The organism is Achromobacter marplatensis (assembly GCF_002209535.1).
Lineage (GTDB): Bacteria > Pseudomonadota > Gammaproteobacteria > Burkholderiales > Burkholderiaceae_B > Achromobacter > Achromobacter marplatensis.
Genome location: NZ_NJIG01000019.1, coordinates 71,137 through 91,094 on the forward strand (window position 1 = coordinate 71,137; position 19,958 = coordinate 91,094).

The following is a 19,958-nucleotide window of genomic DNA, read 5'->3' on the forward strand; positions in this document are numbered from 1 at the left end:
CGAGTGACTGCTTGCGCTAGACCGCCACTACCGGATGGCGCAGCGTGCCGATGCCTTCCACGCACGCCACCACCACGTCACCCGGCCACAGCCATTCCTGCGGCTTGCGGCCCGCGCCCACGCCTTCCGGCGTGCCGGTGGCGATGATGTCGCCCGGCTCCAGCGTGATGCCGGCGCTGATGTCCGAGATCAGGAACGGCACCTTGAACAGCATGTTCCGCGTGTTGGACCCCTGCTTCTTTTCGCCGTTGACCGTCAGCCACAGGTCCAGCACCTGCGGGTCGGGGATCTCGTCGGCGGTGACGATGCACGGGCCGAACGGCGCGTAGGTGTCCTGGCCCTTCGAATAGATCCACTGGCCGGCGCGGCGGCAGTCGCGCGCACTCATGTCCAGCATCACGCTGTAGCCGAACACGTAGGACAGGGCGTCAGCCTCGGCCACGCGCTGTGCGCGCCGGCCCATGATCACGGCCAGCTCCACTTCCCAGTCCAGCTGCTGCGTGATCTTGGCGTTGTGTTCGATGGCGTCGCCCGGTCCGATGACGGTGGTGGGCGGCTTGGAAAAGATCACCGGCTGCTTCGGCAAGTCGGCCGAGGTGTCCAGCGTGCGGCTGGACTCCGCCACGTGCTCGACGTAGTTCAGGCCGATGCCGAAGATGTTCTTGCGAGGCCGGGGAATGGGCGCCAGCAGCTTCACGTTTTCCTGCGGCAGCGCCGTGCCCACCGGCCAGTTGCCCCGGTAGGACTCCATCAGCCGGCTGGCCTGCGCGACGGCCACGGGGCCCAGGTCGATGAACGCCAGCATGTCGTCGGGCAGGTCCACGCCGCCGGCGCGGCCCAAGAGGGCCAGGTCCACCACGTAGCCTTCGGCCAGCGCGCCAAGGCGTGCGGCGGCGGTGGGATGAGCGCGAAAAGTCACCAAGCGCATAGGAACTCCATAGATTCAGGACGAGTTGAGTCAGGCGCGCGGACTCGGGCCCGCGCGGCGGATGAAAAATTCTGGAAGGGATCGGGCGGCGCTAGATCAGCACTTGATGGCCGTCGTTTTCCTTGACCGCTTCTTCGCGGTAGAGCGCCAGCGAGCGCATCACAGGCAGGTCGTTGAAACAGAACAGGCAGGCGTCGTCGTTGGCCGACAGGTTGGCGTGTTCGTGGATCGCCCAGGACGGCACGCAGAAGATGTCGCGCTCGGTCCAGTCGTAGCGTTTGCCGTCGATGATGGAAAAGCCGCTGCCCTTGGCCACCTGATAGAGGTAGCTGCCGGTATGGCGATGCGCCTTGGTGTGCTCGCCCGCGCGCAACAGCTGCATGCTGGCGCCGATGGTCGGCATGACGGGCCCGCCCGTTGCCGGGTTCACGTATTCCAGCAGGATGCCGTCATAGGGACTGCCGGCGGTGGTGCGCGCATAGCGGCGCAGGGCCTCGTAAGTGGGTTCCCATTCGTACTTGAACAAGGGCGAATAGGGCTTCGTCCAGCCCGACACCTGCGGCCGCAGCGCCGCGTGGCCCCAGGCCCCGCTGGTGTCGTCCACGGGGTACGTCACCGTCTGGTTCAGGTCGGGGTGCACGGCATAGAAGCCGGCTTCCAGGGCGTTGACCAACGGAATATCCAGGCCGTCCTGCCAGATGCAGGTGGTGCCGTCTTCGGACACGCCGTGCTCGTGCCAGGTGCCGTTGGGCGTCAGCACGAAATCGTTCGCGCCCAGCGTCATCTTGTGGCCGTCGACCACGGTGTAGGCGCCCTGGCCTTCCATGATGAAGCGCAGCGCCGAATGCGAATGCTTGTGCGCGGACGCCAGTTCTCCGGGTTGCATCACCTGCAGGCCCGAATACAGCCACCCCACGGCGGCGGCCACGTCGCGCCGGCCGGGATTGTTCAGATAGATGACCCGCCGGCCCGCCTCTTCGGGCGACACCAGTTCGGCCGACCGCAGCACATGGCCGCGCAATTCCTGATAGCGCCACACCACCGGCACCGAGGCGGACCGCGGCGCCCAGGGCTCGATCTTGTTCGCCACCGTCCACAGCGCACCCGTCTCCAGGCTCGCCAGTTCCTTGTAGTAGGCGATGCGCTCCGGCGAATCGGCCACGTTGGCGCGGCCTGCGGTGTCTTCGCGGTAGGCGTCGTACCGGTTGGATTCCATCCCTTGCCCTCTTTTTATAAAAATCAGAAGATTTTCGAAAATAATAGAGGCGAGGCCGAAATCGGGCAATCGTTGCGCGCTAGGGGTTTTCCCGCTGCGCCCTATTTAGTTGGTGCCCCGTCAAAAATACTGTACAAAAACACAGTTCGACGTGATACATTTCGCTCGCCCGAAAAACTGTCGTCCAGGAGAATCCTGTGTCCGAAGCCGCTCATCTTGTTCAGTACATCGTCGTTCCCTACCGCGCCGCCGCCAACGGTGTCGCGCCAGGTGAAATCCGTCCGGCCAGCAGCGAATTCGGAGCCATCCGAATCGCCAATTCCATGGCCTCCAAATTCGCGGGAGTCGCCGCCTATGAAGTGTTGATCGACAAAGAAACCGGCGATATGGAATCTCCGCGCATCCTGATGCAGATCGGCACGGTGCCGTCGCTGGATGATTGACGTCTTGGCGCGGCTCGCCCACTCCCGGGCGAGCCGCGCCAAGACGTTACGGCGGCTAGCTGCCTGAGCCGCGCAATTTGCGCCATAGCGTGCTGCGGCTGACACCCAATTTACGCGCCGCAGCGGCGTGATTGCCCCCGCACTCGGCAAGCACCGCTTGCGCGTACTCCCGCTCCCCCGATCGCCGCACAGACGTCAGCGTGGCGGCGTCATCCACGACCTGCCCGCCCGGCCTGTCCAGCAACGCCCGGATTGCCACCGCATCCAGCGGCGCATCTTGTTCCGCACACGCCATCGCAATCCGCTGCGCCACGTTTTCCAGTTCGCGTCCATTGCCTGGCCAATCATGATCGGCCAGGGCGGCAGGTAAAACGTCCAACACCGCCTGTTCGAACTGGCCCAGGCCCGCGTCGCGCATCGCCTGCGACACGAATCGCCGCGACAACGCATCGACATCGGCCGGCCGCGACTTCAGTGGCGGCACGGCCACGCACAGCACCGCAATGCGGTAGTACAGGTCTTCGCGAAACGTGCCCTCGCGCACCATCGCCAACAGGTCGCGGTGCGTCGCCACGATGACGCGCAGGTCCACTGGCGTGGCGGTGACTGCGCCCACGCGCGTGATTTCGCGTTCCTGCAACACACGCAGCAAGCGGGTCTGCAGCGCAAAGGGTAGCTCCGCGATCTCGTCCAGGAACAAGGTGCCCTGATGCGCGGCTTCGACCAGTCCCGCTTTGCCCGACCGGCGCGCGCCCGTAAATGCCCCTTCCTCATAGCCGAACAGCTCACTTTCCAGCAGGCTTTCCGTCAACGCGCCGCAGTTGACCGCCACGAAGGCATGATGACGGCGCGGACTGGCGTGGTGCATGCCTTGCGCCAGCAGTTCCTTGCCGACCCCGCTTGGCCCGGTGATCAGCACCGTCGCCTCCCCGCGCGTGGCATAGATGCGGCACCGGCCAACCACGGCCTGCATCGGCGGCGACGCCTGCACGATCTGGTCCAGCGTGTAGCTCGCGCCCGCGCCCTTGCGGCGTTCGTGGCGGCGCAGCTTGTGGAATGCCTGCCGCACGTCGTTGGACTCGCGCAAGGTGTAGACCGCGCCTGCCACCACCCCGCCTTCGTGCAGCACCGAACTGTCCACCACCACCTGCCGCCCCTGGAAGGAGTACACGCCCGAACCGCCCCGCGCTGCGTTGCGCAACGCCTGACCGGGATCCAGTTCCGGGACGCCTGCATTCAACGGCGCGCCGATCGCCAAGGGCGGGGCACTGCCCGTCAGCCTCTGCGCAGCCGGATTGGCCGCCACGACACGACCGCGCGCATCGACGGCGACGACCCCTTCATGCAAGTGCTCCAGGACGTTCGCCAAGGTAATGCGGCGCGATTTCTCGGCCTGCTGCGCCACCCCCAGGTTGATCGCGTCTTCCAGCGCCGCGTTGACCGAATGGCGCGAATACAGGAACACGCCGGCCATGCCTTGCTGCTGCGCAAGGTGCACGGCCAGACCAGCGCCAATCACGACCTGCACGCCCTCGGCCCGCAACGCCGCCACGGTATTGCGCGCGTCGTTCTCGGTGTCGTAGGCGCGCACGTCCAGCTTCAGGTCGAACTCCCGGATGAACTGCCGCATTTCCTCGGGCACATGCCGGTACAGCATCAATGCGATGCGGTCTGAAACCTGGCGCGCACGCGCCAACGCGGCCATGACGTCGTACCCGCCCACGCGTACGGCGACGACCGGAACGTCCAACTGCGACCGCAAATAATCGGCATTCGCGCCCGCCGTCAGGATCACGTCGCAAGATTCCGTGCGCAGCTTGGCGCGGATCATGTCTGCGGCGTCATCGAAATGGGCCTTCAGCATCTGCACGCGCGCGCGGTCCGCGTAGTCCGGCGCGCAACGCTGCACCAGGGGCAGCAGCTCATAGGCGCTGACGGCCCAGATTGAAAGCGGGCTGGGAGTCGGGGCCGGGTAAGGCTGGTCGGCTGGCATGGTGATGTCTCATTTTTGAATGCTTGTGTTTCAAATATAGATCAACCGGGATTACCAAAAACGCCTGCCGCTTAAAAAAGCCTTTCTTATCAATGCCCCTGAACGTCCCGCACCACTGGCACGGGTTTTGCATGGCTTGCCTGACTCTGAATGCAGAGCACAAGACCAGGAGACCTCCATGCAACGCAGACATTTTCTTGGGGCGGGGTTGGCATTGCCCGCCCTGCCCGCCTTGTTCAACACCGCCCGCGCCGCCCCTGCCTACCCGGCCTCGCCGATCACCTTGATCGTGGCGTATGTGGCTGGCGGCAGCACGGATCAGCGCGCGCGCCAATTCGGCGCGTTCATGGCGCAGGCGCTTGGCCAGCCCGTGATCGTGCAGAATCGCCCCGGCGCGGCAGGCAATATCGGCACCGAGGCCGTCGCCCGGGCGAAACCCGACGGCTACACCCTGGGCATGGGCAACCTGGCCCCGTTGTCGGTCAATCGCAGCCTGATGCCGGCCGGCGGGTTCGATCCCGTGTCGTCACTGACGATGATCGCGTTGATCGAGCGCGGCCCGTTGATGCTGGTCGTCAATGCGGACTCTCCCCATCGCGACGTCCCGTCGCTGCTAGCAGCCGCCCGCGCTAAGCCTGGCGGTTTTTCCTACGGATCCAGCGGCGTGGGCAGCGCGCACCACCTGTCGGGTGAACTGTTGAAAAGCCTGACCGGTGCGCCTGTGACGCACGTGCCTTACAAGGGCGGCGCCGCGGCGGTCACCGACCTGATCGGCGGCCACCTGGATTTCCTGTTCGAACCCATGTACTCCGCGATTCCCTACACGCGGTCCGGAAAGCTGCGCGCGCTGGCGATCACAAGCGAACACCGCTCGCCGATCGCGTCCGACGTGCCCACCATGGCGCAAGCGGGCGTGCCGGGCTTTCACATGGAAAACTGGCAAGGGCTGATCGGCCCCGCCGGCATGCCGCCCGCCGTGGTCCAGCAGCTGAACGAGGTGGTGAACCGTGCCCTGCAAGACCCAGCCATCCGCGAACAGATGCTGGCCCAAGGCAATGAATTGGGCGGCGGCACGCCCCAGGAATTCACCGACCTGGTGCGTGCTGAATCCATCCGATGGCAGGCACTGATCGCCCGGACGGGCATCGCCGTGAACTAGCGGCGCGCGATTTGAGGGCCAACCGCCCTACCTTTGAACACAGCAAGACTCGACACACAGCAGCGGAAACCATCATGAGAGCCATTTCTATCGAACAATACGGCGGCCCCGAGGTCCTTCAATGGCGGCGGGACGCGCCCGTCCCCGAACCCGGCCCGGACGAGGTCCTGGTACGCGTCGCGTATGCCGGCGTCAACTTCATGGACATCCACACGCGTCAAGGCAAGTACGCCGCGTCTCGCACCTACCCCGTGCGCTTGCCGTGCACCCTGGGCATGGAAGGCGCGGGCCGCGTCATCGCCGTCGGCCACAACGTAACGACGGTGAAGGCCGGCGATCGCATCGCCTGGTGCATCGCCTGGGGCAGCTACGCGGACTATGCGCGCATCCCCGCCGCCCGGTGCGCGCGGCTGCCCGACAGCGTTGCGTACGATGTGGCGGCGGCAGCGATCTTCCAGGGAAGCACCGCCCACTATCTGGTGCAGGACGTCGCGCAACTGCAAGCCGGCGCAACGTGTCTCATCCATGCGGCATCCGGCAGCATCGGGCAGCTATTGGTCCAGTGGGCCAAGCATCTGGGCGCGACCGTCTACGCCACCGCCAGCAATGCGGAAAAGTGCAGCGTCGCCATGGCGCGCGGCGCGGATGCCGCCTTCCTCTATGGTGACGGCCAGTTCGCCGACGACGTCCTGGAAGCGACCGCGGGCCGCGGCGTGGACGTGGTGTTCGATTCCGTGGGCCGCAAGACGCTGCGCGACAGCTTCCGGGCGACGCGCACACGGGGCCTGGTCGTCAATTACGGATCCGTGTCGGGTTCATTGCAGGACCTGGATCCCATCGAACTCGGCGAAAGCGGATCGCTGTTCCTCACCCGTCCCAGGCTGGCCGATCACATGCAGGATGCTCAGACCGTGCAACGCCGCGCCGATGCGGTGTGGGCCGCCCTGGCCTCCGGCGCGTTGACGATGGAAATCGCCGGACGCTACACGCTGGAGACGGTCGCCCAAGCCCACGAACGCATCGAAAGCCGCGTGCAGATCGGCAAAGCGGTGGTGGAAATCGATCGCGGCGCGTAGCGCCGGCCTTGGCGGACGGATGCGGCAGACTGACGGTTAACATTGGCCGACTCATCAGAGTCGAACAACCGGAAAACCATGGAACTCACCCTACCCTCCAGTCTTTTGAAGCCCCTTGAACGCGAGGCCGCCGATGCCCAACGCACGCTGCATGCGCACATCCTGAAGAAGCTGGAAGCCGTCACCCCGCCCGTCGAGGCCATCGACCCCAAGGTGCTGAAGGCGGGCTTGCCGCAATTGGTGGACTATCTGTCGCGGCTGCCCGGAACGACCGTGCTGTCCTCTAAAGTCACGCCCGACGCGTATTGGTGGGTCAAGCTGACCATCGACCTGCAGCACCCGCTGGCCTGGCAAGTCGTGCAGGAGCTGGGGTTCGTGTTGAACGACGCGTCCGTGCATGACAAGCTGCCGACCGTGTTCAAACCCGTATCCCCCCCTCCCTACCTGAACGGCGGTCCGCAGGAGTTCCTGTCCTGGGTGATCGAATCTACCTACAACTACATTGACCCCGCATGGATCGCGCAGACGCTGGAAGGCTATCTGCCCCGTCCGGTGGATGACTTGGCCAAGTGGAACGCATGAGCGAAGACATCGAAGCCGAATTCCAACCGCTGCCCGCCAGCATGCTGGAACACATGCAATCGCGGCGCGCCCTTCTCCATGCGTGGATCGCCCACAGCTTTCCCGGCGACGAACTGCGCCATACCGCCGCAGACTTCGACCTGCTGCAACGCATCGTCGATGCCGGCATCCTGACCGCCGAAGACGTGGCCGACTGGGAAGCCATGGGCATCGCGTTCGGTGATGGTTTGACGACATTGGTCCCCGGCCTGGCCTGGGCGCAGGTCACCGATCAATTTGGCACCGATGCGGTCCTGCGATACCGGCAGACGAGCCTGCAGATCGGCGTCGTCACCATGTTGCTAAAACGTGCCGAGGAAGACGAGGCGATCGACATTGCGCACATGGCGCAATGGCTGCAGGCGTTCATCGAAGAAAAGGCCCACGAGTACCAATAGGAATGCCACAGCCCCCTGCCAAAAACACGAATTCCAGGCAGTTGAATCAGGCGCCAGCCCGACGCGTATCAGAGCGTCCCCCAAGGCGCAAAAACAGCCCGCAATTGCTGGTGGCGGCGGCGTTCGTGTTCGCCTATGGGCTGGCGGCCTTGATGTGGCGGGTGCCGATCGCGGTAGGACTGGGCTATCTCGTGCTGAGTGCGCTCACGTTCACGGTCTACGCCGTCGACAAGGCGGCCGCCCGCGCCAACCGGTGGCGGGTTTCCGAGAAGACATTGCATCTGCTGGCGCTGGCCGGAGGCTGGCCCGGTGCGTTGATCGCGCAGGAATGGCTGAGGCACAAGTCGGTGAAACCGGCCTTCCGCGCCGTGTTCTGGGTCACGGTGGCGGTCAACATCGCGGCCTTTGTGTTTCTGGCTTCGCCCTACGGCAGATCGCTGCTGGCGCCGTACGTGCCGGCGCTGGCCTGACGGCATCTCGCAGGCGGCAATTTTCAGAAAAATCCTACAAAGCCTGATGCGCCATCCGATATGTCGAGGACAGCAAACCCAATACGCTGTGGGCATTTATTGGGTTACGGAAGCGCATGCTCAAACACCTCGACATCCCCAAGGCCGCCTTATTGCTGTTCCTGCTTGTTTTTTGCCACAGCGCTTTCGCCGTGCAGATCGAAACCACTGAAAGCAGATACGAAGCGGGCGGGGTAAGGCATTTCTTTGTCGTGTCCAGCTGGACGGCAGGGGAAGGCACATTCTGCAACGACATGAGTGCCGTAACGTGCACCCTTTACCTCGCAGGAGCAAAACGGCCCGGCGACTACCAAGGCCTGATACTTGGCACCAATTATTGGCGGGTCAAACCCACGACATCGATGGATACCGTGTATTCGCAGATGACGGGGTTCGCCATCCCACACCGAGGCTCCATATTCGTCCCCAAAGGCACTCAGACGACGAGCGAGTTCTGCATTAGCTTTGCCCAGGGATATGCATATTCAAATACGGGAGGCATCATCTTCCCCGTCGGCCCATGCGTCAAAGTCAAGACTCCCGCGCTGCAATGCGACATCACGGGAAATACCTCGATCAATCATCGTGACGTATTTGATGACGCCATCAACGGCAACGAAGCGACGACCCGGTTGCAGCTGACATGCACCGGCATCTCCCAAGCGGTGGCCACCGCAGCCAAAGAAGACGCCTTGGGCGTCAAGCTTAGAAGCGACGGCAGCCTGTACTCGGTTCTCACGATCAACGGACAGCCCGCCGCGGCAGGCGTGAAAATCAAAGTCGACGAAAGCCTGCCCGCGAACATCAATCTGAAATCGACTCTGAGCCAGAAGAAGGAAGTCGCGCCTGGCGAGTTCTCCGGATCAACAGTGCTGACGATATCCCTGCCGTAGGCGGCCTATCTTGCCGCGCGAGACATCGATCCTCACGCGCCGGGCTGAGGTCGGAGTGGTCACTGGGGGCCCAAGGCGGACCCAAACCACTCGCGTCTTTGATCGCGTCTTTGATTTGATGGCGCGCCCGACAGGAATCGAACCTGTATCAAGAGCTTCGGAAACTCTCATTCTATCCATTGAACTACGGGCGCAGCGCAAGGAGGCGACATTGTACCTAGTTTTCGATAGCGTGCATGAAGTGGATCAAATCTTCCGTCAATCTCATCGAAAACCCCCGCAGCTTCATTGGACGTCCGTCCGTGACACCGTTATATAATCCAGCGTTTGCTTGCAGGCGGATGCGTCACCGGTTCGCCGATTTGTGCAGTTACTGATTTTCTGTTGCCGCCGCCAGGCGCCCCACCCGTTAGCAGGATTTGGTCATGAGCAACGAGCAGGAACACATAGAAGAGCACGCCTCCCCCATCAAGACCCCCAAGCAACTGGTCGTCACGATCGTCCTATCTTTCGTGATCCCAATCGCCATCATCATCCTCCTGGTGAACATGGTGGTCTCCGGCACCAAGGTCGGCGCCGGCTCCGATACCCTGACCGAAGAAGCCGTCACCAAGCGCATCGCGCCGGTCGCGGGTTTTGCGCTGGTCGATGCCAACGCCCCCAAGGTCTTCAAGACGGGCGAACAGGTCTTTGCCGCGGTCTGTACGGCCTGTCACACCGCCGGTATCGCCGGCGCACCCAAGATGGGCGACAACGCGGCCTGGGCGCCGTTCATCAAGTCCGGCTACGACACGATGCTGAACGTGGCCTTGCACGGCAAGGGCGGCATGCCCGCCAAGGGCGGCAACCCCACGCTGTCCGACTATGAGGTTGCGCGCGCGGTGGTCTATATGGCCAACAAGTCCGGCGCCTCGCTGCCCGAACCCGCCGCGCCCGCCGAGGAAGGCGCGAAGAAGGAAGCAGACGCGGCGCCTGCTGCCGCGCCCGCTCCTGCTGCGGCAGCGCCTGCTGCCGTCGCGGCTGCCCCGGCTGCTGCGGCACCGGCCGCCGCCGCTCCCGCTGCCGCGCCCGCCGCGCCTCAGGCCGCCGCCGTCAACCCGGCCGGCGAGAAGCTCTACAAAAGCGTCTGTTTCGCCTGCCACGCCACCGGTGTCGCCAACGCACCCAAGTTCGGCGATAAGGCCGCCTGGGATCCCTATATCAAGACCGGCATGGACGCCATGGTCAAGGTCGCCATGCAAGGCAAGCCGCCGATGCCCCCGAAGGGCGGCGCGGCCAACGCGTCGGAAGACGACATCCGCGCAGCCGTGCAATACATGGTGGACGCCGCCAAATAAATCGGCACGCCCAAGAAAAAGCCCCTTTCAAAGGGGCTTTTTCTTTTGCTGCGTGATGGGTTACGCGCGGCAATCGTCCATGTGCGTGGGCAGACCGGAACGCGCTTCACCCATCCTACGGGCGGTGAATTATTCCGCCGAGGTCTTCAGCAGGGACAGGCCCAGCTGCACGCGGCGTTGCAGCCACAAGCTGGGGCGATAGCGGGGGTCGCCCGTCACGCGCTGCATGCTCTTCAAGATTTCCAGGATGCGGTCGGCGCCCAGCTTGTCGCCCAGCGCCAGCGGACCCACGGGGTAACCCAGGCCCAGCGTCACGGCCTGGTCGATGTCTTCCGGCGTGGCGATTCTCTGCTGCGCGATGTCGCTAGCGATGTTGACGATCATGGCCACGATGCGCTGGGCGACGAAGCCCGGCGAATCCTCGATCACCGTGACCGGCACCCCGTCGGCGGCCAGCAGCGCATGGGCGGCGTCGCGCCATTTGCCTTCGGTGGCGGGCGACACCATGATCGTGCGGCGCTTGGCGCCGTCGAACGCGTACAGTGTGTCCAGGCCAACCGTGCGGCCCGCGTTCAAGCCCTGGGCGGAGACCGACGTGGAGACGTCATCGCCGAACGGCGTGACGATGATCAGCGCATCGGCGTCGGGCGTGGCGCCGGTGACGAGCGTCGCGCCCAGCTTCTCGACCAGCGCCGAGGCGCGCGCGTAGCCTTCCGCGTGCTTGGGGCTGACCCACACCTTCAGGCCTTCCGGCAGCGCCGGCACGGGCGGTTCGGCGGGCACTTGCTTCTGGCCGTCGGCGTAGACATAGAAGCCTTCGCCCGCTTTGCGGCCGATCAGGCCACCGGCCAGACGCACGGTGGTGATCGGCGACGGGCGGAAGCGCGGCTCGTCAAAGAACTGGCGGTAGATGGATTCCATCACCGGGTGCGACACGTCCAGCGCGGTCAGGTCCAGCAGTTCGAACGGGCCCATGCGGAAGCCCGCCTGCTCGCGCATGACGGCGTCCACTTGCGCGAAGGTGGCCACGGCCTCCTGCGCCACGCGCAGGCCTTCGGTGTTCATGCCGCGGCCGGCGTGGTTCACGATGAAGCCGGGCATGTCCTTGGCACGCACGGGCGTGTGGCCCATGCGGCGGGCAAGCGCGGCCAGCGCGTCGCCGGCTTCGGGCGCGCTGCGCAGGCCGTCGATCACTTCCACCACCTTCATCAACGCCACCGGGTTGAAGAAGTGGTAGCCCACCACGCGCTGCGGACGCTTGCAAGCGGCGGCGATGGCGGTGATGGACAGCGACGACGTGTTCGACGCCAGGATGCAGTCTTCCGACACCACGCCTTCCAGCGCGGCGAACAGGTCGCGCTTGACGTCCAGGCGCTCGACGATGGCTTCCACCACCAGCTGGCACGCCGACATGTCGGTCAGCGCCGTAGCGGACTCCACGCGCTCAAGCGACGCTTGCGCGTCGGCGGCGGTGATCTTGCCCTTCTGGGCCAGCTTGTCCCACGTCTGGCGCAACGACTCGCGCGCCGCGGCAACCGCATCGGCGCTGGTGTCGTACAGGCGCACGCGCAGGCCGGCTTGCGCCGCGATCTGCGCAATGCCGCGCCCCATGGCCCCGGCGCCCACGACGCCGATGGTTTGAATCTCCGTCATCAACTTTCTCCTGCCTTTATTGGAATGGATCGTGTGCGCCGCGGCGTGGCAGGGCGCATGCGAAAACGGAGCGGCCGCCTGGCCGCTCCGCCTCCGTTCAAGCCTGGCTCTGGGCCAGCGCCTGGATGTCTTCGGCCGACAGCCCCAGCTTTTCAGCCAGGACCTGCGCGGTGTGTTCGCCCAGCATGGGCGGCGCACGGCGGTACTCGACCGGGCTGTCCGAGAACTTCAGCGGGCTGGACGCCATGGGCACGCGGCCGGCCGCCGGGTGCGGCAGTTCGCGCTTCATGCCGCGCGCCAGCACGTGCGGATCTTCATAGACCTGGTCCAGCGTATTGATGGGGCCGGCCGGCACGCCCACGCCTTCCAGCGCGGCCAGCCAGTGGTCGCGCGCGCCGGTCGCCATGCGTTCGGCCAGCAACGGCACCAGTTCCGCGCGATTCTTCACGCGCTGCGGATTGGTCGAGAAGCGCGGGTCCGCCGACAGTTCGGGCAAGCCGATCGCGCCGCAGTAGTTGCGGAACTGGCTGTCGTTGCCGACCGCCACGATCAGATGGCCGTCGGCCGCCGCGAACACCTGGTAGGGCACCAGATTCTGGTGCGCATTGCCCGCGCGCTTGGGCGCCACGCCCGAGGTCATGAAGTTCAGATTCTGGTTGGCCAGCATCGAGACCTGGCAATCCAGCAGCGCCATGTCGATGTGCTGCCCCAGCCCGCTGTTGGCGCGCTCAAGCAGCGCGGCCAGGATGCCCACCGTGGAATACATGCCGGTCATCAGGTCGGCCACCGCCACGCCGGCCTTTTGCGGACCGCCGCCGGGAAGGTCGTCGCGTTCGCCGGTGATGCTCATCAGCCCGCCCATGCCCTGGATCATGAAGTCGTAACCAGGGCGGCTGGCGTACGGGCCGGTCTGCCCGAAGCCGGTGATCGAGCAATAGATCAGGCGCGGGTTGATGGCCTTCAGGCTTTCGTAGTCCAGGCCGTATTTCTTCAGCCCGCCCACCTTGAAGTTCTCGACCAGGATGTCGCTTTGCAGCGCCAGTTCACGCACCAGCTCGGCGCCGCGCGGCGACGCAATGTCCAGCGCCACCGACAGCTTGTTGCGGTTGGCCGACAGGTAGTAAGCGGCTTCGGTGGTGTCGTTGCCCGCTTCGTCCTTCAGGTAGGGAGGACCCCAGGCGCGCGTGTCGTCGCCGGCGCCGGGGCGTTCGATCTTGATCACCTCGGCGCCAAGGTCGGCCAGGTTCTGGGTGCACCAGGGGCCCGCCAGTACGCGGGTGAGATCCAGCACGCGTATGCCGGTAAGGGGAGCGGGACGTTGCGACATCAGTGTTCTTTTCGCTAGATGGGAAATGAAAACGTCTGGGCTGGCGGCCAGCGCAAGCCAGACTGGAGTCCGTCATGCCAGCGGGCCAGGCCGCCAGCGCGTCATATGCGATATTAGCCGTTCAAGCCCCGGGCCGGTCGCCGGCATCGCCGGGCGGCCGGCGCACGGACGCGGGCGTGCGCGGCAGGGGTGGCGTGCAGGCACCCGCAGCCGCAAGCGCCCCCTGACCGGCTTGGCATCAGGAATGGGCCTTGATCGTTTCGCGCGCGATCACCAGCTGCTGGATCTGCGACGTGCCTTCGAAGATGCGGAACAGGCGCACGTCGCGGTAGAAGCGTTCCACCGCGTATTCCGACATGTAGCCCGCCCCGCCGTGGATCTGCACGGCGCGGTCGGCGACGCGGCCCACCATTTCAGTCGAGAACAGCTTCGCGCAGGCGGCCTGCATCGTGGTGTTCTCGCCGCGGTCGCGCATGCGGGCGGCATCCAGCACCATGCAGCGGGCGGCATAGAGTTCGGCCTGGCTGTCGGCGATCATGGCCTGGATCAGTTGGAACTCGGCAATCGGCTGGCCGAATTGCTTGCGCTCCATCGCGTATTTGACGGCGTCTGACAACAAGCGGTCGGCGATCCCCACGCACAGCGCCGAGATATGCAGGCGGCCTTTGTCCAGCACGCGCATCGACGTGCGAAAGCCATTGCCTTCTTCGCCGCCCAGCAAGGCGCTGGCGGGCACGCGGCAGTTGTCGAACACCACGTCGCTCGTCAGGGCGCCGGCCTGGCCCATCTTCTTGTCGGGCTTGCCGATGCTCAGGCCCGGGGTGCCGGCTTCAACCAGGAAGCACGAGATCGAGTTGGCACGGCGCTCGGGCGCGGTGCGCGCCATGACCGAGAACAGGCCGGCGATGGGCGCGTTGGTGATGTAGCGCTTGGTGCCGTTCAGCACGTAGCCGTCGCCGTCGCGTTCGGCGGACAGGCGCAACGCCATCGCGTCGGAGCCGGCATCGGGCTCGGTCAGCGCGAACGAGCCGATCAGTTCGCCGCTAGCCAGCTTGGGCAGGTAGCGGGCGCGCTGGTCGTCCGTGCCGGCCAGCACGATGGCCTGCGAACCGATGCCGATGTTGGTGCCGGCCAGCGAACGAAACGCGGGCGAGGTCTGGCCCAGTTCGAACACCACCCGCACTTCTTCTTCCATCGTCAGGCCCAGGCCGCCGAATTCCGGCGCGATCGACAGGCCGAAGAGACCCAGTTCGCGCATTTCGTTGACGATGGCGGGCGGGACCTGGCCGCTTGAGGCCAGTTCGTCTTCGGCGGGGATCAGGCGCTCGTGCACGAAGCGGCGCACGGCGTCCAGGAGGAGGTTCAGGGTTTCGGTGTCCAGGGCCATGATGGGAGTCTCACAAGGAATGCAGTGCAGGGATGCGGTGTGGGGAAGCGAATATCGGCGGCGGCGCTCAGGCGCGCATGCCGCCCAGCAGGAGATCGAAGTAGCCGGCGGCGATAGTTTCGGCGCTGTCGCCTTGCCCCGGCTTGTACCAGCGCACCATCCAGTTCAGCATGGACAGCACGGCGCGGCCGGTGGCGGCCACGTCCAGCGGGCGGAACGCGCCGTCGGCCACGCCCTGCGCAATCAGTTCGCGCAGGCGCTTCTCGTAGCTGTCGCGCAACCGGGCGGCGTCTTCGCGTTCGGGCAGGGCCATGCCGGAATAGCCGATCAGCATCGTCACGAATTCGGCGTGGTGCTGTTCGAAGTAGCGGGCATGGCCGACCATGAACGCGCGCAGCCGGGCGGCGGCACCCTCGGCGCGGTCGACGTCCTGGCCCACATTCTGGGTCAGGCCGCTCAACACGCCCAGGATGATGGCGTCGTAGATGTCCTGCTTGGTCGTGTAGTAATGGTAGATGGCCGCCTTGGACACGCCAATGGCGGCCGCCAGGTCCGACACGGAGCTGCCGTCGTAACCGCTTTGGGCGAAGAGCTTGGCGGCTTCTTCCAGGATGCGTTCGCGCGGGGCCGCCAACGTAGGAGGCCGGCCGGCGCGGGCGCGCTTCTGGGCAGGAGGGGCGGAGGTCGCCATGACAGCCTTTTCAAAGAGGTTGCGCCGCGGGCGGCCAAGGGGCCGGGCGGGCCTCCATTGACAGCAGTTCGGCGCATGCCGTTAAATAAAGATTAATTAATTACCGGACGGTCGGTAGGTAATTATAGGCACATCCGCCTCGGGGACTCAAGCCTGTCCGCAGGCGGCCTCTTCTGGACTGACCTGAACACAACGCGACGACGCTATGCCCCACTCTCTCGTGACAGATTTGTATGGCCAGATGTCCCTGCCGGTCATCAGCGCCCCCATGTTCATCGTCTCCAACCCGACGCTGGTAGTCGCCCAATGCACCAGCGGCATCGTGGGGTCGTTTCCCGCGCTGAACGCGCGCCCGCAAAGCCTGCTGACGGATTGGCTGGACGAAGTGCAGGCCGGCCTGGCCTCGTACCGTGAAGCGAATCCGGGCGCCGCCGTGGCGCCGTTTGCCGTGAACCAGATCATCCACCAGTCCAACGACCGCCTGGAGCAGGACCTGGCCGTATGCGCCAGCCACCGCGTGCCACTGATCATCACCAGCCTGCGCGCCCCCGGCGACCTGGTCAAAGGCGTGCACGACTGGGGCGGCAAGGTGTTCCACGACGTCACTACCATCCGCCACGCCGAAAAGGCGCTGGAAGCCGGTGTGGACGGGCTGATCCTGGTCTGCGCAGGCGCAGGCGGCCATGCCGGCACGCTGAGCCCCTTCGCGCTGGTATCCGAAGTGCGCCGCTTCTATGACGGCCCGCTGATCCTGTCGGGCGCCATCACGTCCGGCGCACACGTGCTGGCGGCGCTGGCCATGGGCGCTGACTTCGCCTACATGGGCACGCGCTTCATCGCCAGCGAAGAAGCCAATGCCAGCGAAGGCTACAAATCCGCCATCGTCGAGGCCAGCGCGTCCGACATCCTCTACACCCCGTTCTTCACCGGCATCCCCGGCAACTACCTGAAGGCCAGCATCGCGGCCGCCGGGCTGGATCCGGCCAACCTGCCGCAGCCGGACAGCGGCGCGTCCAACTTCGGTTCGTCCCGGGTCAAGCCGTGGAAAGACATCTGGGGCGCGGGCCAGGGCGTGGGCGGCATCGCCAGCATCGAACCCACCCGCAAGATCGTCGACACGCTGCGCCGCGAGTACGACGAAGCGCGCGCGCAACTGGCCGCCAGGACCTACGCATGAGCGCGGGCCTGAAGGTGAAGCGCGACGGCGCCGTCCTGACGCTGACCATCGACCGCCAGGACCGCCGCAACGCGCTGGATACGGCGACGTACGTGGCCTTGACCGAACAGATCTCGCTGGCGTCGGCCGACCTGTCGGTGTCGGCGGTGATCCTCACCGGTGCGGGCGAACACTTCACGGCCGGCAACGACCTGCGCGACTTCCAGGCCGAACGCGGCGCGGGCGACAGCGCCGGCCTGACGTTCCTGCGGGCGCTGACCACGGCGGAGGTGCCGGTCATCGCCGCGGTCGAGGGCTACGCCATCGGCATCGGCGTGACCCTGCTGCAGCACTGCGATTTCGTCCATATCGGCGAAGGCGCCACCTTGCGCATGCCGTTCGTGGCCCTGGGCCTGTGCCCGGAAGGCGCCTCCAGCCTGCTGATGCCGCGCCTGGCCGGACGCCGGGCCGCCGAATGGCTGTTACAGGGCAAGGCGTTCTCCGCCACCGACGCGCACGAGGCGGGTTTGGCGACCTCGGTCGCGCCCCAGGGCCAGGCGCTTGCGGCCGCGCAGGCAACCGCCGCCGACCTGGCGCGCCAGCCGCCCGCGGCGCTGCGCCTGACCAAGGCAATGATGAAACGCGCCGACCGGCAGGCCATCCAGGAAACGCTGGACTACGAAGCCCAGCAATTCCGCGCCCGCCTGCAAACCGAAGAGGCGCAGGCGGCGTTCGCGAAGTTCTTCAAGAAATAGCGGCGTGCGAAGATGGGTGGCGCACGCCACCCAGCACTTCAGAACGGCGAATCGGGCCGGAAATTGGGCGCCCGGCGCTCCCGCAGGGATTTGACCCCTTCTTTGACGTCCGGGCCGCCGAAGCCCATGAATTCCAGCGCCAGCGACGTGTCGAAGGTGGGGCCGGCCATGCGCAGCCAGTTGTTCAGCGAATACTTGGTCCAGCGAATGGCGGTCTGCGAGCCGGCGGCCAGCTTGTTGGCCACCTCGAAGGCGCGGGTGATGAGCTCGGCTTCGTCCACGCACAGCGACACCAGGCCGATGCGCTCGGCCTCCTCTCCCGTGACGGTTTCGCACAACATCAGGTAGTACTTGGCGCGGGCCATGCCGCACAACAGCGGCCAGACGATAGCGGCGTGGTCGCCCGCGGTCACGCCCAGGCGTGTGTGGCCGTCGATGATGCGCGCGTCGCGCGCCGCGATCGAGATGTCGGCCAGCAGCCCGGCCACCAGCCCCGCGCCCACGGCCGCGCCATGCATGGCGGACACAATGGGCTTGCTGCAATTGATGATGTTGTAGACCAGGTCGCGGGCTTCGCGCCAGACGCGGGTTCGCACGTCGAAGTCGTCCGCCATCTGCTGCACCAGGTCCAGGTCGCCGCCGCCGGAAAAGCCCTTGCCTTCGCCGCGGATCACCACCACCCGGGTGTCGGGGTCGGTGTCGATATCGCGCCAGATATCGGCCAGTTCGCGGTGCATGCGGTCGTCCGCCGTGGACAGCTTGCCCGGCACGCCGCCCTTGGCGCCCATGATCAGTTCCAACACGCCGCCGGGATGCCGGCGCAGCTTCAGGGACTCGTAGGCCGAATAGTGTTGCAGCGTGATATCAGTCATTGTCTTCTCCGCGTTGTCTTTACCAGTGGGGCAAGCCTGAGGCCGGCGCGTTTTTGCGAACTATAGTGGATACAACGGCGTCCACCCGCCGACAGCCCGAAGGAGCCTCACCCCATGAACACCCCCGCCCCGTCCGCCGGCGCCCCCATCGACCGCGCCAGCCTGCCCGCTCTGTTCGCCCCCCGCGGCGCGGACACCCACAAGGGCAGCTTCGGCACCGTCGGGATCGTGGGCGGCGGCCCGGGCATGGCGGGCGCGGTGTTGCTGGCGGGCCGCGCCGCGCTGAAGGTGGGTGCCGGCAAGGTGCTGGTCGGCTTTGCCCAGGACGCCGCGCCCCTTGCCTGCGACCCGCTGCAACCCGAACTGATGCTGCGCGACGCCCGGTCGCTGCTGGAGGAAGACTGGGGCATCACCGCCTGGGTCGCCGGCTGCGGCATTGGCACGGGCCCGCTGGCGGCCAATATGCTGTCGGAACTGTTCGTCCTGCGGCATGAAGCCCCGCTGGTGCTGGACGCCGACGGCCTGAACCTGCTGGCCCAGGGCGACATCCAGCCCAATTGGGGCCCCGGCCCCGTCGTGCTGACCCCGCATCCCGCCGAAGCGGGCCGCCTCTTGGGACTGACGGCCGCACAGGTGCAGGCGGATCGGCGGGGCGCGGCCTGGCAACTGGCGCAACGTTTCAATGCCTGGGTGGTGCTCAAAGGCGCCGGCACCATCGTCTGCTCGCCGGACGGCAGCCGGCGGACCAACACCAGCGGCAACCCCGGACTGGCCACCGCCGGAACGGGGGACGTGTTGGCCGGGATGCTGGGATCGTTGATCGGCCAGAAGCTGCCCTTCGACCAAGCCGTGTCCGGCGCCGTCTGGCTGCACGGCGCCGCGGCCGACGCACTGGTGGCCCGCGGCATCGGCCCTATCGGGCTGACGGCGGGAGAGCTCGCGGACGCCGCCCGCGCCCTGCGAAACGGCCGCTAAGGGGCAAACAGCGCGCTAAGTCCCCGTCGCATAAACATTTTTACAACATACTAGGGTTTTCCCCTAAAAGGTCGTTGCTTTTAATTTAGGGTTATCCCTATAATGGTTTACCCCAAGACGAAACGGACTGGAGAAGACCATGAGCGAACTGACCTTGAATAGCACTGCCCGCCTGACCGACGCGCTGGAGCGCGACCTGCTCCGCGGCGCTCTCGAGAACCAACCGAATTCCCACCCGCTGACCAACCTGAAGAAGGCTGGCCAAACCGTGATGGCCGCTGTCGCCAGCGTGTTTGCCTTCATCGACGAAGTTAACGAATCGATGAACAAGGCCCGCGCCGCCAGCTCGCGCTTCTCCGGCTCTCAGTGGTAAGACCAGCTGCGCTGGACTGAATCGCGACCGATCTCCCGCGATTCAGCCCGGCGCGCTGCCGTTGCAACGGCCTGCTTGGCCGGTCCAAGCACCCCGTTCGGCGGACTCCGGCGCCTGCCCCTCACCGGCGCCATCGCGCCGCGCCGGCTCCCCTTCATGCTGTTGGGAGCCCCCGCGACGCCCTCCCGGCCCTGCT

General features: G+C 65.8%; 20 protein-coding genes and 1 tRNA gene. 12 read left to right on the plus strand and 9 right to left on the minus strand.

The features are described from left to right. Positions 1-16: 16 nt before the first annotated feature. Together CEY09_RS27385 and CEY09_RS27390 are read right to left on the minus strand one after the other, a co-directional pair. Positions 17-928, minus strand: a complete 912-nt coding sequence (locus tag CEY09_RS27385; RefSeq protein ID WP_088591011.1) for a fumarylacetoacetate hydrolase family protein — start codon at positions 926-928, stop codon at positions 17-19. 91 nt (positions 929-1,019) lie between these two features. Continuing rightward, on the minus strand, positions 1,020-2,144 hold the full coding sequence (locus tag CEY09_RS27390) for a cupin domain-containing protein (protein ID WP_088591012.1): 1,125 nt from the start codon (positions 2,142-2,144) through the stop codon (positions 1,020-1,022). A 197-nt stretch (positions 2,145-2,341) separates the two neighbouring features. On the opposite strand from CEY09_RS27390, the gene CEY09_RS27395 reads away from it, so the two are divergent. Then, positions 2,342-2,587, plus strand: coding sequence for a hypothetical protein (locus tag CEY09_RS27395; protein WP_006227235.1), 246 nt, complete (start codon positions 2,342-2,344; stop codon positions 2,585-2,587). 55 nt (positions 2,588-2,642) lie between these two features. Here CEY09_RS27395 and prpR read toward each other — a convergent pair whose 3' ends face one another. Continuing rightward, positions 2,643-4,580 (minus strand): propionate catabolism operon regulatory protein PrpR, encoded by a 1,938-nt coding sequence (gene prpR, locus CEY09_RS27400; protein ID WP_088591013.1) that lies wholly within the window; start codon positions 4,578-4,580, stop codon positions 2,643-2,645. Between the two features lie 178 nt (positions 4,581-4,758). Between prpR and CEY09_RS27405 the strand changes: the two genes are divergently transcribed. From CEY09_RS27405 to CEY09_RS27430, 6 genes are all read left to right on the plus strand, one after another. After that, positions 4,759-5,739: a Bug family tripartite tricarboxylate transporter substrate binding protein gene (locus CEY09_RS27405; protein WP_088591014.1), complete on the plus strand. Its 981-nt coding sequence runs from the start codon at positions 4,759-4,761 to the stop codon at positions 5,737-5,739. 74 nt (positions 5,740-5,813) lie between these two features. Then, positions 5,814-6,815 (plus strand): quinone oxidoreductase family protein, encoded by a 1,002-nt coding sequence (locus CEY09_RS27410; RefSeq protein WP_088591015.1) that lies wholly within the window; start codon positions 5,814-5,816, stop codon positions 6,813-6,815. 78 nt (positions 6,816-6,893) lie between these two features. Further along, entirely contained in the window at positions 6,894-7,397 is a 504-nt protein-coding gene (locus tag CEY09_RS27415; protein WP_167390173.1) for a hypothetical protein, read from the plus strand. After that, positions 7,394-7,834 (plus strand): DUF3806 domain-containing protein, encoded by a 441-nt coding sequence (locus CEY09_RS27420; protein ID WP_088591017.1) that lies wholly within the window; start codon positions 7,394-7,396, stop codon positions 7,832-7,834. Before CEY09_RS27415 ends, CEY09_RS27420 begins: the two co-directional genes overlap by 4 nt. Positions 7,835-7,944: 110 nt before the next feature. Further along, on the plus strand, positions 7,945-8,304 hold the full coding sequence (locus CEY09_RS27425) for a DUF1294 domain-containing protein (RefSeq protein WP_234818418.1): 360 nt from the start codon (positions 7,945-7,947) through the stop codon (positions 8,302-8,304). Positions 8,305-8,420: 116 nt separating this feature from the next. After that, positions 8,421-9,236, plus strand: a complete 816-nt coding sequence (locus CEY09_RS27430) for an MrpH family fimbial adhesin (RefSeq protein ID WP_088591019.1) — start codon at positions 8,421-8,423, stop codon at positions 9,234-9,236. A 119-nt stretch (positions 9,237-9,355) separates the two neighbouring features. On the opposite strand, the gene CEY09_RS27435 is transcribed toward CEY09_RS27430, so the two are convergent. Further along, positions 9,356-9,430, minus strand: a tRNA-Arg gene (locus tag CEY09_RS27435). A 231-nt stretch (positions 9,431-9,661) separates the two neighbouring features. On the opposite strand from CEY09_RS27435, the gene CEY09_RS27440 reads away from it, so the two are divergent. Beyond that, the gene (locus tag CEY09_RS27440; protein WP_088591020.1) at positions 9,662-10,573 is read left to right on the plus strand and encodes a c-type cytochrome; all 912 of its coding nucleotides are present in this window, start codon (positions 9,662-9,664) and stop codon (positions 10,571-10,573) included. Positions 10,574-10,702: 129 nt separating this feature from the next. On the opposite strand, the gene CEY09_RS27445 is transcribed toward CEY09_RS27440, so the two are convergent. The 4 genes from CEY09_RS27445 to CEY09_RS27460 form a co-directional block, all read right to left on the minus strand. Continuing rightward, positions 10,703-12,226, minus strand: a complete 1,524-nt coding sequence (locus CEY09_RS27445; protein ID WP_088591021.1) for a 3-hydroxyacyl-CoA dehydrogenase — start codon at positions 12,224-12,226, stop codon at positions 10,703-10,705. 97 nt (positions 12,227-12,323) lie between these two features. Further along, positions 12,324-13,553, minus strand: a complete 1,230-nt coding sequence (locus CEY09_RS27450) for a CaiB/BaiF CoA transferase family protein (protein ID WP_088591022.1) — start codon at positions 13,551-13,553, stop codon at positions 12,324-12,326. Between the two features lie 238 nt (positions 13,554-13,791). Next, complete coding sequence (locus tag CEY09_RS27455) at positions 13,792-14,940, minus strand: acyl-CoA dehydrogenase family protein (protein ID WP_006227245.1); 1,149 nt, start codon at positions 14,938-14,940, stop codon at positions 13,792-13,794. A gap of 67 nt (positions 14,941-15,007) precedes the next feature. After that, positions 15,008-15,631 carry a TetR/AcrR family transcriptional regulator gene (locus tag CEY09_RS27460; protein ID WP_006227246.1) on the minus strand — a complete coding sequence of 208 codons (624 nt, stop codon included), beginning with the start codon at positions 15,629-15,631 and terminating at the stop codon, positions 15,008-15,010. Between the two features lie 205 nt (positions 15,632-15,836). Between CEY09_RS27460 and CEY09_RS27465 the strand changes: the two genes are divergently transcribed. Both CEY09_RS27465 and CEY09_RS27470 read left to right on the plus strand, forming a co-directional pair. Continuing rightward, positions 15,837-16,808: an NAD(P)H-dependent flavin oxidoreductase gene (locus CEY09_RS27465; RefSeq protein ID WP_035214045.1), complete on the plus strand. Its 972-nt coding sequence runs from the start codon at positions 15,837-15,839 to the stop codon at positions 16,806-16,808. Next, complete coding sequence (locus CEY09_RS27470; protein ID WP_088591023.1) at positions 16,805-17,542, plus strand: enoyl-CoA hydratase-related protein; 738 nt, start codon at positions 16,805-16,807, stop codon at positions 17,540-17,542. Before CEY09_RS27465 ends, CEY09_RS27470 begins: the two co-directional genes overlap by 4 nt. A 38-nt stretch (positions 17,543-17,580) precedes the next feature. On the opposite strand, the gene CEY09_RS27475 is transcribed toward CEY09_RS27470, so the two are convergent. Further along, positions 17,581-18,414, minus strand: coding sequence for an enoyl-CoA hydratase/isomerase family protein (locus CEY09_RS27475; protein ID WP_006227249.1), 834 nt, complete (start codon positions 18,412-18,414; stop codon positions 17,581-17,583). A gap of 114 nt (positions 18,415-18,528) precedes the next feature. On the opposite strand from CEY09_RS27475, the gene CEY09_RS27480 reads away from it, so the two are divergent. Next, a complete protein-coding gene (locus tag CEY09_RS27480) occupies positions 18,529-19,389 on the plus strand; it encodes an NAD(P)H-hydrate dehydratase (protein WP_088591024.1) in 861 nt (286 codons plus the stop codon). A 139-nt stretch (positions 19,390-19,528) separates the two neighbouring features. Continuing rightward, on the plus strand, positions 19,529-19,762 hold the full coding sequence (locus CEY09_RS27485; RefSeq protein ID WP_006227251.1) for a hypothetical protein: 234 nt from the start codon (positions 19,529-19,531) through the stop codon (positions 19,760-19,762). The last annotated feature ends 196 nt before the right edge of the window (positions 19,763-19,958 follow it).

Coding starts and splice junctions, on each gene's coding strand:
- CEY09_RS27470 (WP_088591023.1), top strand. CDS start 16,805: ATGAGCGCGGGCCTGAAGGTGAAGCGCGACGGCGCCGTCCTGACGCTG.
- CEY09_RS27385 (WP_088591011.1), bottom strand. CDS start 928: ATGCGCTTGGTGACTTTTCGCGCTCATCCCACCGCCGCCGCACGCCTT.
- CEY09_RS27485 (WP_006227251.1), top strand. CDS start 19,529: ATGAGCGAACTGACCTTGAATAGCACTGCCCGCCTGACCGACGCGCTG.
- CEY09_RS27405 (WP_088591014.1), top strand. CDS start 4,759: ATGCAACGCAGACATTTTCTTGGGGCGGGGTTGGCATTGCCCGCCCTG.
- CEY09_RS27455 (WP_006227245.1), bottom strand. CDS start 14,940: ATGGCCCTGGACACCGAAACCCTGAACCTCCTCCTGGACGCCGTGCGC.
- CEY09_RS27465 (WP_035214045.1), top strand. CDS start 15,837: ATGCCCCACTCTCTCGTGACAGATTTGTATGGCCAGATGTCCCTGCCG.
- CEY09_RS27410 (WP_088591015.1), top strand. CDS start 5,814: ATGAGAGCCATTTCTATCGAACAATACGGCGGCCCCGAGGTCCTTCAA.
- CEY09_RS27445 (WP_088591021.1), bottom strand. CDS start 12,226: ATGACGGAGATTCAAACCATCGGCGTCGTGGGCGCCGGGGCCATGGGG.
- CEY09_RS27430 (WP_088591019.1), top strand. CDS start 8,421: ATGCTCAAACACCTCGACATCCCCAAGGCCGCCTTATTGCTGTTCCTG.
- CEY09_RS27390 (WP_088591012.1), bottom strand. CDS start 2,144: ATGGAATCCAACCGGTACGACGCCTACCGCGAAGACACCGCAGGCCGC.
- CEY09_RS27475 (WP_006227249.1), bottom strand. CDS start 18,414: ATGACTGATATCACGCTGCAACACTATTCGGCCTACGAGTCCCTGAAG.
- CEY09_RS27450 (WP_088591022.1), bottom strand. CDS start 13,553: ATGTCGCAACGTCCCGCTCCCCTTACCGGCATACGCGTGCTGGATCTC.
- CEY09_RS27440 (WP_088591020.1), top strand. CDS start 9,662: ATGAGCAACGAGCAGGAACACATAGAAGAGCACGCCTCCCCCATCAAG.
- CEY09_RS27415 (WP_167390173.1), top strand. CDS start 6,894: ATGGAACTCACCCTACCCTCCAGTCTTTTGAAGCCCCTTGAACGCGAG.
- prpR (WP_088591013.1), bottom strand. CDS start 4,580: ATGCCAGCCGACCAGCCTTACCCGGCCCCGACTCCCAGCCCGCTTTCA.
- CEY09_RS27420 (WP_088591017.1), top strand. CDS start 7,394: ATGAGCGAAGACATCGAAGCCGAATTCCAACCGCTGCCCGCCAGCATG.
- CEY09_RS27460 (WP_006227246.1), bottom strand. CDS start 15,631: ATGGCGACCTCCGCCCCTCCTGCCCAGAAGCGCGCCCGCGCCGGCCGG.
- CEY09_RS27480 (WP_088591024.1), top strand. CDS start 18,529: ATGAACACCCCCGCCCCGTCCGCCGGCGCCCCCATCGACCGCGCCAGC.